This window comes from Rahnella sp. PCH160 (genome assembly GCF_047784855.1).
GTDB lineage: Bacteria > Pseudomonadota > Gammaproteobacteria > Enterobacterales > Enterobacteriaceae > Rahnella.
This window is the reverse complement of record NZ_JBLOGT010000001.1, coordinates 893,329-906,585: the sequence shown is the minus strand read 5'-3', so window position 1 is coordinate 906,585 and position 13,257 is coordinate 893,329. Positions and strand designations below refer to the sequence as shown.

9 protein-coding genes and 2 pseudogenes are annotated in these 13,257 nt (G+C 56.3%); 7 read left to right on the top strand and 4 right to left on the bottom strand.

Going from position 1 to position 13,257, the window contains the following annotated elements:
- Positions 1 to 123: 123 nt before the first annotated feature.
- A complete protein-coding gene (gene fdhD, locus ACM5QY_RS04155; RefSeq protein ID WP_416119347.1) occupies positions 124 to 966 on the bottom strand; it encodes a formate dehydrogenase accessory sulfurtransferase FdhD in 843 nt (280 codons plus the stop codon).
- Between the two features lie 145 nt (positions 967 to 1,111).
- Between fdhD and fdnG the strand changes: the two genes are divergently transcribed.
- The 6 genes and pseudogenes from fdnG to exaC all read left to right on the top strand — a co-directional run bounded on the left by fdnG (position 1,112) and on the right by exaC (position 9,035).
- Positions 1,112 to 4,159 carry a formate dehydrogenase-N subunit alpha gene (gene fdnG, locus ACM5QY_RS04150; RefSeq protein WP_416119346.1) on the top strand — a complete coding sequence of 1,016 codons (3,048 nt, stop codon included), beginning with the start codon at positions 1,112 to 1,114 and terminating at the stop codon, positions 4,157 to 4,159.
- A 12-nt stretch (positions 4,160 to 4,171) separates the two neighbouring features.
- Complete coding sequence (gene fdxH, locus ACM5QY_RS04145) at positions 4,172 to 5,086, top strand: formate dehydrogenase subunit beta (RefSeq protein WP_416119345.1); 915 nt, start codon at positions 4,172 to 4,174, stop codon at positions 5,084 to 5,086.
- A pseudogene (fdoI, locus tag ACM5QY_RS04140) lies at positions 5,083 to 5,735 on the top strand (formate dehydrogenase cytochrome b556 subunit). The gene fdxH and the pseudogene fdoI overlap by 4 nt, the downstream one beginning before the upstream one ends.
- Positions 5,732 to 6,658 (top strand): formate dehydrogenase accessory protein FdhE, encoded by a 927-nt coding sequence (fdhE, locus tag ACM5QY_RS04135; RefSeq protein WP_416119343.1) that lies wholly within the window; start codon positions 5,732 to 5,734, stop codon positions 6,656 to 6,658. Before fdoI ends, fdhE begins: the two are co-directional and overlap by 4 nt.
- Positions 6,659 to 6,753: 95 nt before the next feature.
- Positions 6,754 to 7,395 (top strand): glutathione S-transferase, encoded by a 642-nt coding sequence (locus ACM5QY_RS04130; protein ID WP_416119342.1) that lies wholly within the window; start codon positions 6,754 to 6,756, stop codon positions 7,393 to 7,395.
- A gap of 101 nt (positions 7,396 to 7,496) precedes the next feature.
- Positions 7,497 to 9,035 carry an acetaldehyde dehydrogenase ExaC gene (gene exaC / locus ACM5QY_RS04125; RefSeq protein ID WP_416119341.1) on the top strand — a complete coding sequence of 513 codons (1,539 nt, stop codon included), beginning with the start codon at positions 7,497 to 7,499 and terminating at the stop codon, positions 9,033 to 9,035.
- 127 nt (positions 9,036 to 9,162) lie between these two features.
- Here exaC and ACM5QY_RS04120 read toward each other — a convergent pair whose 3' ends face one another.
- Entirely contained in the window at positions 9,163 to 10,401 is a 1,239-nt protein-coding gene (locus ACM5QY_RS04120) for an MFS transporter (RefSeq protein ID WP_416119339.1), read from the bottom strand.
- Between the two features lie 237 nt (positions 10,402 to 10,638).
- Here ACM5QY_RS04120 and ACM5QY_RS04115 point away from each other — a divergent pair, with 237 nt between their 5' ends.
- Positions 10,639 to 11,634: an acyltransferase gene (locus tag ACM5QY_RS04115; RefSeq protein ID WP_416119338.1), complete on the top strand. Its 996-nt coding sequence runs from the start codon at positions 10,639 to 10,641 to the stop codon at positions 11,632 to 11,634.
- A gap of 6 nt (positions 11,635 to 11,640) precedes the next feature.
- Here ACM5QY_RS04115 and ACM5QY_RS04110 read toward each other — a convergent pair whose 3' ends face one another.
- Positions 11,641 to 12,555 (bottom strand): GlxA family transcriptional regulator, encoded by a 915-nt coding sequence (locus tag ACM5QY_RS04110; protein ID WP_416119337.1) that lies wholly within the window; start codon positions 12,553 to 12,555, stop codon positions 11,641 to 11,643.
- 47 nt (positions 12,556 to 12,602) lie between these two features.
- Positions 12,603 to 13,145 (bottom strand): annotated as a pseudogene (locus ACM5QY_RS04105) (isochorismatase family protein); the annotation flags it as partial.
- Positions 13,146 to 13,257 lie beyond the last annotated feature (112 nt).

The following is a 13,257-nucleotide window of genomic DNA, read 5'->3' as shown; positions in this document are numbered from 1 at the left end:
TGAAAATGATTATCTAAGCCTGACGCTTTGTAAGGCTACGCGTAAGCCCCTGTTATTGAGGGCTTAGAACCAGATAACCGCAAACAATCCTAAATTGTCTAAAGGCACTGAGTGCTTAGAGGGTTACCTTAACCGCTGAGGATGCGTATACACCGTTGCCCGGCCAGGTTTGCTGAAACCGACCAGCGTCAGGTTACATTTTTCTGCGACGTCCACCGCAAGCGTGGTGGCGGCGGAGACGGCGAACAGGATTTCAACGCCGCACATCGCGGCTTTCTGCACCATTTCATAGCTGGCGCGGCTTGAAACCAGCGCGGCGCCGGTGTTCCAGTCGTTTTGTCTGGCGCGCAGGCCGAGCATTTTATCCAGCGCGACGTGGCGGCCGACGTCTTCGCAGCCGCCCGACAACGCGCCTTCCGGTGTGATCCACGCGGCGGCATGTGTGCAGCCGGTCAGCTGGCCGATGGTCTGAACGGATTTCAGCTGATGCAGCGCGGCGTCCAGATTCGCCAGATCGAAGGTTTGCGTAAATGGCAGCGGCGCGAGCGGACGAAACAGATCGCCCAGTTGTTCGATGCCGCAGACGCCGCAACCGGTGCGCCCCGCCATCGCGCGGCGGCGTTCTTTCAGCCCGGCAAAGCGTCGGCTCGATAACTCAATATTAACCTCGATGCCGTTACAGTTTTGCGCGACGTCCATTCCGTAAATGTCGCTCACTGAGTCGATAATCCCTTCCGAGAGCGAAAACCCCAGTGCGAAGGCGTCGAAGTCTTTTGGCGACGCCATCATCACCACGTGCGATATCCCGTTATAGACCAGCGCGACGGGCACTTCTTCAGCAATCCAGTCTTCTTCCGGCGCATCCAGACGGGCACGTTGCATCACCGTTTTTTGGCGCGCTCCGATGATCTGAGTCACTTTTTTGTCATCTTTTTCGCTCAGTTCGTTTACTTGATGGACATCCATTGGCAATAACCTTATAAACAATCCGGCTACATAAGCCGTACAAAAAATATGGGTACTCAGCCTTAATTTTACCGCTTCCGCGTCTGACGGGGAAAGCGCCAATTTGAAAAGCAATGTGTTAACAAATGATGGGAAGGAGTCTTTCATGCAGGTCAGCAGAAGACAATTATTCAAAATCTGTGCGGGCGGAATGGCCGGTACAACCGCCGCGTTATTAGGGTTCGCCCCGACGCTGGCGCTGGCGGAAACCCGCCAATACAAACTGCTCCGTTCGCGTGAAACCCGCAATAACTGCACCTACTGTTCAGTCGGTTGCGGAATGCTGATTTACAGCCAGGGCGACGGTGCGAAAAATGTCACCGAGAATATCTTCCACGTTGAGGGTGATGCCGATCACCCGGTCAGTCGCGGCTCGTTGTGCCCGAAAGGGGCCGGCGTGCTGGATTATATTCACAGCGAAGGCCGTCTGAGATACCCGGAATACCGTGCGCCGGGCTCAGATAAATGGCAGCGTATCACCTGGGACGAGGCTATTTCCCGTATTGCCCGCCTGATGAAAGATGACCGCGACGCTAACTTCGTTGAGAAAAATGACAACAACGTGACGGTCAACCGCTGGCTGACCACCGGAATGCTCTGCTCGTCTGCGGCAAGTAATGAAACCGGTCTGCTGGATCAGAAATTCACCCGCGCAATGGGCATGGTCGCCATCGACTGTCAGGCGCGCCTGTGCCACGGGCCGACCGTTGCCGCCTTAGCGCCAAGTTTCGGTCGCGGCGCGATGACCAATAACTGGGTGGATATCAAAAACGCCAACGTCATTTTGATTATGGGCGGTAATGCGGCGGAAGCCCACCCGGTCGGATTCAAATGGGTGATTGAAGCCAAAACCAAAAATAACGCCAAAGTCATTGTTGTCGATCCGCGCTTTAACCGCAGCGCCGCCGTGGCCGATATTTACGCGCCAATCCGTGCCGGTTCCGACACCGCCTTCCTGCTCGGCATGATCAACTACCTGATTACGCATAATAAAATTCAGACCGAATACGTCAGGGAATACACCAACGCCAGCCTGCTGGTGCGCGAAGATTATGCCTTTAACGACGGGTTGTTCAGCGGTTTCGATGCCACGAAAAAAGCCTACAACAAAGACAGCTGGCATTATCAGCTCGATGAAAACGGCATCGCGAAACAGGACAAAACGTTACAAGACCCGCGCTGTGTCTGGAATCTGCTGAAAGAGCACGTTTCCCGCTATACGCCGGAACTGGTTGAACGCCTGTGCGGTACGTCGAAAGAAGATTTCCTGCTGATTAGCTCGATTCTGGCGGAAACCTGCGCGCGCGATAAAACCTCCACCATCCTGTACGCGCTGGGCTGGACGCACCACACCGGCGGCGCGCAAATCATCCGCTGTGCGGCGATGATCCAGTTGCTGCTCGGCAATATCGGGATGCCCGGCGGCGGCGTCAATGCGCTGCGCGGCCACTCGAATATTCAGGGTTATACCGATCTGGGTTTGCTGTCGCTCAATCTGCCGGGCTACATGCCGCTGCCTTCTGAGAAACAAACCAATATCACTGATTACCTGAAACAAATTACGCCGGGAACTCTGGTCGAAAATCAGGTCAACTTCTGGAAAAACACGCCGAACTTCTTCGTCAGCATGATGAAAAGTTTCTGGGGCGAACACGCCACGGCGGACAACGACTGGGGCTTTGACTGGTTGCCGAAATGGGACAAAAGCTACGACGTGCTGCAACAGGCTGAGCTGATGACCCAGGGGAAACTCAACGGCTATATCGTGCAGGGCTTCAACCCGCTGGCGGCTTTCCCGGACAAAAACAAATCTTCGCGCGCGCTTTCAAAACTGAAATACATGGTGGTGATCGACCCGCTGGTGACCGAGTCTTCGAACTTCTGGCAGAACCACGGTGCGATGAACGACGTGCAAACCGCCGACATTCAGACCGAAGTGTTCCGTCTGCCTTCTTCCTGCTTTGCGGAAGAAAATGGCTCAATCGTGAACTCCGGCCGCTGGCTGCAATGGCACTTTCAGGCGTCTGAGCCACCGGGTGAAGCGCTGCACGACGGCAAAATCATTGCACGTCTGTTCATGAAACTGCGCGAGCTGTACCAGAAAGAAGGCGGGGCGAATCCGCTGCCGGTGATGAACATGGCGTGGGATTATCAGGATCCGCTCGACCCGCTGCCGGAAGAGATCGCCCGCGAAGCCAACGGCAAAGCGCTGGCGGATATTCACGACGATCAGGGCAATATTCTGGCGAAAAAAGGCCAGCAAATCTCCACTTTCGCGCACCTGAAAAATGACGGCTCGACCGCCAGTTTCTGCTGGATTTACGCCGGTAGCTGGACCGAAGCCGGCAACCAGATGGCGCGTCGCGATAACGCCGATCCGTCCGGTCTGGGCTGCACCTCCGGCTGGGCATGGAGCTGGCCGCTGAACCGCCGCATTCTGTATAACCGTGCCTCCGTTGACCCGCAGGGCCAGCCGTGGGATCCAAAACGTGAAATCATCCGCTGGGATGGCGCGAAATGGACCGGTTTTGATGTCCCTGATTACAGCAACGCTGCACCGGGCACCGGCGTCGGGCCGTTTATCATGCAACAGGAAGGCGTCGGGCGTTTGTTTGCGACCGACAAAATGGCCGATGGCCCGTTCCCGGAGCATTACGAACCGATCGAATCGCCGATTGGCACCAACCCGTTGCATCCAAACGTGATTTCCAATCCGGTCGCCCGCATTTTTGCCAGCGATTTACCGAATATGGGTACCGCCAAAGACTTTCCGTACGTCGCGACCACGTATTCGATCACCGAACTTTTCCGCCACTGGACCAAGCACGCCTTGCTAAACGCCATCGCGCAGCCTGAGCAATTTATCGAGATCGGCGAAAGTCTGGCCGCCTCGAAAAATATCGCGCAGGGCGATGAAGTGAAAGTCTCCTCGAAGCGCGGTTTTATCGTGGCGAAAGCCGTGGTCACCAAGCGTATCCGCCCGCTGACCATCGACGGAAAACAGGTCGATACCATTGGCATCCCGTGTCACTGGGGTTTTGAAGGGGCAACGCGTAAAGGTTATCTGGCCAATACGCTGACGCCGTCAGTCGGCGACGCTAACTCGCAAACGCCGGAATTTAAGGCGTTCCTGGTTAACGTGGAAAAGGTTTAACGGAGGCGAATTATGGCAATGCAATCTCAGGACATACTTCGTAAGTCCGCAACCAACGGGTTCACGCCAGCGCCACGTGCCCGCGATCATCAGCAGGAAGTGGCGAAGCTTATCGACGTCACCACCTGCATCGGCTGTAAAGGCTGTCAGGTCGCCTGTTCCGAATGGAACGACCTGCGCGATGACGTCGGCGTGAACACCGGCGTTTACGACAACCCGATGGATCTCAGCGCGAAATCCTGGACGGTGATGCGTTTCTCGGAAGTGGAAGAAAACGGCAAGCTGGAATGGCTGATCCGCAAAGACGGCTGCATGCACTGCGCCGATCCGGGCTGTCTGAAAGCCTGCCCGGCGGAAGGTGCGATCCTTCAGTACGCTAACGGCATCGTCGATTTTCAGTCGGAACACTGCATCGGCTGCGGTTACTGCATCGCCGGCTGCCCGTTCAACATCCCGCGCATTAACCCGCAGGACAACCGGGCGTACAAATGCACGCTGTGCGTTGACCGCGTCAGCGTCGGGCAGGAACCGGCCTGCGTGAAAACCTGTCCGACCGGTGCGATTCATTTCGGGACCAAAACGGAAATGCAGGATCTGGCGGCGGAACGCGTCAGCGAGCTGAAAGGACGCGGTTTTGAACAGGCCGGATTATACGATCCGCAAGGCGTCGGCGGCACGCACGTGATGTATGTGTTGCACCACAACGACAAACCGGAGCTGTACCACGGCCTGCCAAAAGACCCGGCGATCAGCACGGCGGTCACGCTCTGGAAAGGCATCTGGAAACCGCTGGCGGCCGTCGGCTTTGCCGTGACCTTCGCGGCGGCGGCCTTCCACTTCCTCGGCGTGGGACCCAACTATGTGAAAGAAGAGCCTGTGGATGAAAAAGACGAAGAAAAACAGAATGATGAGGAGACACACTCATGAAAAAAGAGAAGTTAATCCAGCGCTATAATCTGGTGGAACGTCTCAATCACTGGATCGTCGCTTTTTGTTTTGTGACGCTGGCGCTCAGCGGTATCGGCTTCTTCTTCCCATCGTTTAACTGGCTGATGAATGTTTACGGCACCCCGCAACTGGCGCGTATCCTTCACCCGTTCTTTGGCGTGGTGATGTTCGTCTCGTTCCTCGGATGTTCTTCCGTTACTGGAAGCACAATCTGCCGGAAAAAGATGACATCGTGTGGGCGAAAAATATCCACAAAGTGCTCACCAATCATGAAGTTGGTGATACAGGGCGCTATAACTTCGGCCAGAAATGCGTGTTCTGGGCGGCCATCAGCTGCCTGGTCTTGCTGATGGCAAGCGGTGTGATGATCTGGCGTCCGTGGTTTGCCGGTTACTTCCCGATCCCGCTGATTCGCCTGGCATTGCTGGTGCATTCGCTGGCGGGTATCGGGCTGATTCTGGTCATCATCATGCATGTCTACGCCGCGACCTGGGCGAGAGGCTCCATCACGGCCATGACCGAAGGCAAAGTGCCTGCGTCCTGGGCGAAATATCATCATCCGCGCTGGTATCGTCAGGTGCGTGCTGAAGAACAGAAAAAAGAACAGGACGAAAGGAAAGCCGGATGAGCATACAGATTGTTCCGCAGGACGAACTGGCTGACGGCAAAACGGCGGGAAATATCCCGCCGGTATTGTTCGCCAATCTGAAAACCCTTTACCCGCGCCGCGCCGACCGTTTGCGCAAACTGGCAGAAGACAGCCCGCTGGACGGGTATCTGAACTTTGCCGCGACGATTTGCGACGCGCAGAAGCGGGTTCTGGCGGCGTTTCCGCTGGAAATTGACCTCAGCGAAGAGCTGCAAAAAGCCGCCGGTAAACCGCCGCTTGATTGCAGTTTGTTTCCGCGAACGCCGCACTGGCTGGTTCTGCTGGATGCGCTGATTACAGAGCTCAAACCGGGTGCGGATGAAACCGTGCGTCGCGTGCTGGAGCGCCTCGAGCATTCTCCGAGCCTTCAGCGGGAAATGATGGCAACGCAGCTGCTGAATCAGGATTTCGCACCGGTTCCTGCCGACAAAGCGCCGTTTATCTGGGCAGCGCTGTCGCTGTACTGGACGCAGATGGCCGCGCAGCTTCGCGGCGTAGGCCGTGCGGATTACGGTGAAAGCCGCCAGTTCTGCCCGGTGTGCGGCAGTATTCCGGTTTCGGCGGTGATTGCGCTGGGTGCTAACAACGGCCTGCGCTATCTGCACTGCAATCTTTGCGAAAGTGAATGGCACGTTGTGCGCGCGAAATGCAGCAATTGCGACGAAATGGGTAATCTTCACTACTGGTCTTTAACCGAGGGTTCCGCCGACGTCGGGCAGGCCACGATCAAAGCCGAAGCCTGTGATGATTGCGGTGCATATCTGAAAGTGATTTATCAGGACAAAGATCCGCAGGCCGATGCTGTCGCCGACGATCTCGCCACGCTGTTGCTCGACGACCGCATGGAAGATAAAGGCTTTACCGGCAGCGGTGTGAACCCCTTCCTGTTCCCTGCCGGATGATGCTCAAAGCTGGCAGCCCGCCGCGTCTTTACTGGTAAAGCGTGCCGTGGCTGCTAGCTTTAACAGAGGTTCCGATGAAAAACGTGGAGGCTCTGATGAAACTGATCGGCAGTTATACCAGCCCGTATGTGCGCAAAATTTCGGTGATGCTGCTGGAGAAAGGTATCCCGTTCGATTTCATTAACGACGTGCCGCACGAACCCGGCTGCAAAATCACCCAATTTAATCCCCTCGGCAAAGTCCCCGCGCTGGTCACTGACGACGGCGAAGTCTTTTACGATTCCCCCATTATTGTGCAGTACATCGAGCTGATGAACGTCGCGCCGGCTTTTTTGCCGTTGCAGCCGCTGGACGCGTTGCGGGTAAAGCAAATCGAAGCGCTGGCCGATGGTGTAACGGACGCCGCCGTCGCGTTGGTGCTGGAAAACCGTCGCGAGGCCGATAAACGCAACGAAGCCTGGGTTTTGCGTCAGCGCGAGAAATTGCTGCGCGGGCTGGACGCGCTGGAAAAACACGCCGAAAACCGCACGCTGCTCAATTCTGACCATCTCAACGTGGCCGATATCGCCACCGCCTGTTCGCTGGGTTATATCAACTTTCGCCGCATCGCGCCGGGCTGGTGTGTTGAGCGTCCGGCGCTGATCAAACTGGTTGAACGCCTGTTCCTGCGCGAGAGTTTTGCGCGCACGACGCCACCCGGAGGGGGTAATGCCGGGCTTGCGACAAAAAAGGTGTGAAGCGGCTCGAAGAGTTCTCTTTACATCCCACCCGTCAGGCATCTGCGGCCTACGCTTTATGCAGCGCTCTGCTAAAACCTGCTGCATAAAGGAGTCTCATCATGGCTTATGATAAAAATCCTCATGCTGTTAAACCGGAAGAATACGGTTTCCCGCTCAAACTCAAAAAACAGTACGACAACTTTATTGGCGGCGAATGGGTCGCACCGGTGAAAAAAGAGTATTACGACAATCTGACGCCGGTGACCGGCGAAGTGCTGTGTAAAGTGGCCAGTTCCAGTACTGATGACATTGAGCTGGCGCTGGACGCCGCGCACAAAGCCAAAGCTGACTGGGGCAAAATGCCGGTGCAGCAACGGGCGAACTTACTGCTTAAAGTCGCCGACCGGATGGAACAAAACATTGAGTTGCTGGCTAATGCCGAAACCTGGGACAACGGGAAACCGATCCGTGAAACCAGCGGTGCCGACGTGCCGCTGGCGATTGACCATTTCCGCTATTTCGCGTCCTGTATCCGGGCGCAGGAAGGTGGGATCAGCGAAATCGACAGCGAAACCGTCGCCTATCATTTCCACGAACCGCTGGGCGTTGTGGCACAAATCATTCCGTGGAACTTTCCGCTGCTGATGGCGTGCTGGAAAATGGCACCGGCGCTGGCTGCCGGTAACTGCATCGTGCTCAAACCGGCCAAACTGACGCCGCTCTCCGTGCTGTTGCTGATGGAACTGGTGCAGGACATTCTGCCTGCGGGCGTCATCAACGTGGTAAACGGTTCAGGCAGTGAAATCGGTGAATATCTGGCGACATCCAAACGTATCGCCAAAGTTGCGTTCACCGGTTCGACCGAAGTCGGCCAGCAAATCGCCGGTTACGCGGCACAAAACCTGATCCCGGCCACGCTGGAACTGGGCGGAAAATCCCCGAACATTTTCTTCGCCGACGTGATGGACAAAGAAGACGAATTCTTTGACAAAGCGCTGGAAGGTTTCGCGCTGTTTGCGTTCAATCAGGGCGAAGTCTGTACCTGCCCGAGCCGCGCGCTGGTGCAGGAATCCATCTACGAACGTTTCATGGAACGCGCGATAAAACGCGTGGAAGCCATCAAAACGGGTAACCCGCTGGATATGGAGACCCAGATGGGCGCGCAAGTTTCTGCCGGACAGATGAAAACCATTCTGGATTACATCGAAATCGGTAAGAAAGAGGGCGCGGAAGTGCTGACCGGTGGCGCGAAGAAAAAACTCGAAGGCTCGCTGAACGACGGTTATTACCTGCAACCGACCATTTTGCTGGGTAAAAACAACATGCGCGTATTCCAGGAAGAAATCTTCGGACCGGTGCTGGCAGTGACGACGTTTAAAGATATGGATGACGCGCTGCAAATCGCTAACGACACGGCGTACGGGCTGGGGGCGGGCGTCTGGAGCCGCGACGGCAACGTGGCGTATCACATGGGGCGCAACATTCAGGCCGGTCGCGTCTGGACTAACTGCTACCACGCCTATCCGGCACATGCGGCGTTCGGCGGTTACAAACAATCCGGGCTTGGGCGTGAAACTCACAAGATGATGTTGGATCACTATCAGCAAACGAAATGCCTGCTGGTGTCCTATTCAAGCAAACCGATGGGCTTGTTCTGATTCGGCGTTGCCATTAATACCCCACCCCAGCCCTCCCCTTCGCAGGGGAGGGAGCAGATCGGTTTTCGGCTCCTCCCCCTGCGAAGGGGGAGGCTGGGAGGGGTTTAGCAGGCGACTCAGGACTACATTAAACCACGCTGTTCGGCGGCAATACGACCTGACGGCTGCGCAGGAAAACGACCACCAGCGCCAGCCACGACAGGCCGCTCAGAAGATTGAACAGGTTAAACATCCCCGCGCCGCCTTCGACGTAAGCGACTTTCGCCAGCTCAATCCCTAACGTGAATATCATCATGCTGATGACGCCCATCGCCGCTGAAACGGTGCCTTTGCTCATGTCGCTCGAGAACAGTGTCAGGCGGTACAAACCGGCGTTCGCCACACCAATCCCGAAAGCATACAAACTCAACCCCGCCGTCATCCACAGATAGGCATGGGCGGAGAACAGCGTCGCGGCGGCGGCAATCAGCAGACCGACAACCATCGGGCCTGCGCCGAATTTAATCAGGTATTCCACTGTGCGTTTGCCGGTCAGGCGCGCCAGCGTAACGTTACCGATAATCAGCGCGCCGAAAATCGGCACCTGCAACAGGCCGTAATCGTAGGTCGAAAGCCCTTCGCCGCTGATTAAAATCACCGGCGACTGTGCAATCCACGTCAGCAGCGGCAGGCTGGCAAAACCAATTGCCAGTGCGCCACACACGAACTGGCGGTTTTTGAGCACCAGTTTGTAATCGTGCAGCAGGCTTGGCATGGAAAACTTCTCGCCAAGGCGCGAGGCGGTTTCCGGCATGGATTTCCACAATCCCCACAGCGAAATCGCGGCCAGCACGGCGAAAATCACAAACATCAGCTGCCACGGCGCAACGTGGATCAGCGCCGCACCGGCCAGCGGGCCCAGCAGCGGCGCAATCAGCGCCACGTTTGCCATCATGGCGGTGATCTTAATGCAGATGGATTCCTCGAAGGATTCCTGTATCGCGGCGTACCCGACGGCGCCGATAAAGCACAGGCTGATGCCCTGAAGGAAACGCATCACCATAAATTGTTCGATGTTCTGCACGAACAGAATCGCCAGACAGGTGACGATGAAAAAGCTGACGCCCGCGAGCATCACCGGACGACGCCCGCGCCGGTCGGACAGCGGCCCGAGCAGCCATTGCAGGAACATTCCACCCGCGAGATACGCGGTCATTGAGGTGGGCACCCATTCTTCCCCGGCATTAAAATTAGCCACGACGGCCAGCATGCCCGGCTGGATCATATCGTTGCCGATATAAGTCGCAAACTCGAACAGCACCAGACACAGGGGGAACAAAAGCGCCTGCCGCCCCAGAAGGGACGCAGTATTTGGAGAATTATGCATATTTTTATTTCACAGACGTAAGGCTAATCGGTTGAGATTTAGCGAAAAAATAAGAGACTGTCCGGGCGGGATTCGCAAGCGAGGCAGTAATGGGCGTTATTTTGCCGATTTTTTGAGCGCAGTGCAATCTTCTGATTCACGTTAAGCACAATCTGAGATCGGCACTTTTGCCTTGTTAGCGTTCAAAAAGGTGACTACGCTGCAAACAGCACATCAACGGGAAGGAATTTGCAGATAATGAGCCAAAAAATCAGCTGGATAGATAATCTGCGCGCGCTCGCCTGCATGATGGTGGTGATGATTCACGCCAGCACCTCGCTGGTGGTGAATTTCCCGGCGATACAGACGGCGGAATGGACCGTGGCAAACCTGCTGAATTCGGCGTCCCGCGTCTGTGTGCCACTGTTCTTTATGATTTCCGGTGCGCTATTTTTTGGGGAAAAAAGTGCGCAGAAGCGCCATTTTCTGCGCGTCAGTTTATGCCTGTTGTTCTACAGCGTTGTCTCGCTGCTCTATATTTTTACGATGACCAAAATAGGTTTTTGGCCGTCTCTGCGGCTGATTCTGGAAAAACCGGTGTTTTATCACCTTTGGTTCTTCTACGCGATTATCGTGATTTACCTGCTTTCTCCGCTGATCAGCGTAAAAGCCGTCTCCGGGAAATATTTACTGATTGCCGGGATTTTGCTCGCCGTACTGGCGAACCCGCAGCTTCCGGCGCTCACCTGGCAGAAAGTCCATCTTCTGCCGCTGGATTTGTACATCAGCGGCGACACGTTTTATTACGTCCTGTATGCCCTGATGGGACGCGCCATCAGCCAGATTGATACCCGAAAGCCCGGCGTGACGCTGACCGCCGCTGTCGTTTTCGTTCTCAGCACGCTGGCGATTGCGGGCGGGACTTACCGGCAGATGCTGATTAACCAGAATTTCGCCGATACTTTCTACGTCTACAGCGGTCCGCTGGTGTTTATCTCCGCGATGGCGCTGTTTGTGACGTTCAAAAACGCGCTGGCAGATCGTGTGTTGCCAGGATTTTCGCTTATCTCCCGCCATTCACTGGCGATCTACGGCTTTCATGCGCTGATCATCATCGGTCTGCGCGGCCGCCATCTCGATTTCCCCCAATTCCCGCTGCTCAATGTCGGGTACCTGTTTATTTGCGGACTCGGCGGCGGTTTATTACTGGCAATGGCGCTGGGGAAAATTGACCGGCGGAATTGGGTGAGTTAAACCCTCTCAGCTCCACCTTTCCTGCGCCCGTCTGAATTGTCTGCCGGAGGAGAATCCGGCGGCGAGGGCGGCTTTCTCGATGCCTGATCCTTGCTGGATGCGTTGTTGTGCGACGGCGATGCGCAGCTGTTCGTGGTAGTCGCGCACGCTGATGCCCAAATGCTGGCGGAAAAGGCGGGTGAGGTGGCGGCCGCTGATGTGCGCTCTGGCGGCGACGTCTTCCACCTGCCACGGGGATTCCGGTTCGGCGGCCATCAGGTTTTGCGCGCGATGGACGGCAGGATGCAGATGATTACGGTAGCGCAGCCACGGGGAAAGTTGCGGGTCATCGCCGCCACGACGGAAATAGACCACCATTTCGCGGGCGACGTCCAGCGCGGCCTGCGGCCCGAGATGTGTGGCGATCAGATGCAGCGCCAGATCGATACCGGCGCTGATCCCCGCGCTGGTCAGTACGGAACGGTCTTCGACAAATATCCGGTTATCTTTCACCTGCGCGGCAGGCACCTGCTGGCGTAAACGCGCGATCACGTCGTGATGCGTGGTGCACTGATAACCGTCGAGCAGCCCGGCTTTTCCCGCCAGAAGGCTCCCCGCGCAGATGCACACCAGCGTTAAACGCCCCCCTTCGATCGCGCTTTTTTGCAGGCGCAGCCAGTCGCAGGCGGTTTGTGCGGCAGGCGTGGCAAAGTTATCTGCCGAATCTGCAACGCCGGGCATTATGACAATGCTGCCTTCCGGCAAAGTCTCAGGCAGCGGCAGCAAATGGCTGACTGTCAGCCCGGTCGACATCGTGACTTCCGGCAGCGGGCCGATGTAGTGCAAGGCAAACTGCCCGGCGATGCGCAGCGCTTCCGCCGGACCGGTCAGATCCAGCGACATCACGCCGGGGAGCATTACAAAGTAGACATTTCGCTGCATATCGCCTCGTGGGTTAGCCTTCGCAGCGCCTATCTTCACACAGCGTGATCGATTTCCGCCAGTGCGCCGTCGACGTCAGTGATCGTGGCGAAACGGTCGGCCAGCACCAGCTCGGTGCGCAATTTAATCTCAGCCGCGCTCAGCGTCACGCCGCTGGCGTGCGTCATCGGAAACGTCAGCGTCGCCTCAGTAACAAACGTCACTGTGTAACCCAGATCAGACGCCACGCGCGCCGTGGTTTCACAGCATTGTTCGGTACGCATTCCGGCGATTATCAGATGTGTAATTCCGCGTTCGCGAAGCCAGGCGTCGAGGCCGGATTCAGTCAGGGAATTGTGAACATGTTTATGGACGACGTGCTGTGGCTGATGCGTCAGAAAAGCCATCGGCGTGACCAGCCCGGACTCAAGCGAAAATACGCCATCGGGGTTAACGTGAAATACGTCAATGACGGGAACGTCGCGGGTCTGACAGCCATCAATCAGGCGGGTTAATGCCTGGCTGAATGCCGGTAAATCATCCTGCTGCCAGAAGTCTTTTTGTTCGAAAGAACGTTGTACATCGATATTTAACAGGGCGCTGTGGGTCATTTTCGGACTCCATCTGGTGAGTGTTAAACCAGTCTGCGCCTGAAAGCCTGTGAGGAAAATGCCAAAAACGGACATGATGATGACCACAGCGGACGACCTGCGCCGTCCGCTG

What these genes read in the sequence shown, in the direction of transcription:
- fdhD (WP_416119347.1), bottom strand. Translation starts at nt 966, where the DNA reads ATGGATGTCCATCAAGTAAACGAACTGAGCGAAAAAGATGACAAAAAA.
- fdnG (WP_416119346.1), top strand. Translation starts at nt 1,112, where the DNA reads ATGCAGGTCAGCAGAAGACAATTATTCAAAATCTGTGCGGGCGGAATG.
- fdxH (WP_416119345.1), top strand. Translation starts at nt 4,172, where the DNA reads ATGGCAATGCAATCTCAGGACATACTTCGTAAGTCCGCAACCAACGGG.
- fdhE (WP_416119343.1), top strand. Translation starts at nt 5,732, where the DNA reads ATGAGCATACAGATTGTTCCGCAGGACGAACTGGCTGACGGCAAAACG.
- ACM5QY_RS04130 (WP_416119342.1), top strand. Translation starts at nt 6,754, where the DNA reads ATGAAACTGATCGGCAGTTATACCAGCCCGTATGTGCGCAAAATTTCG.
- exaC (WP_416119341.1), top strand. Translation starts at nt 7,497, where the DNA reads ATGGCTTATGATAAAAATCCTCATGCTGTTAAACCGGAAGAATACGGT.
- ACM5QY_RS04120 (WP_416119339.1), bottom strand. Translation starts at nt 10,401, where the DNA reads ATGCATAATTCTCCAAATACTGCGTCCCTTCTGGGGCGGCAGGCGCTT.
- ACM5QY_RS04115 (WP_416119338.1), top strand. Translation starts at nt 10,639, where the DNA reads ATGAGCCAAAAAATCAGCTGGATAGATAATCTGCGCGCGCTCGCCTGC.
- ACM5QY_RS04110 (WP_416119337.1), bottom strand. Translation starts at nt 12,555, where the DNA reads ATGCAGCGAAATGTCTACTTTGTAATGCTCCCCGGCGTGATGTCGCTG.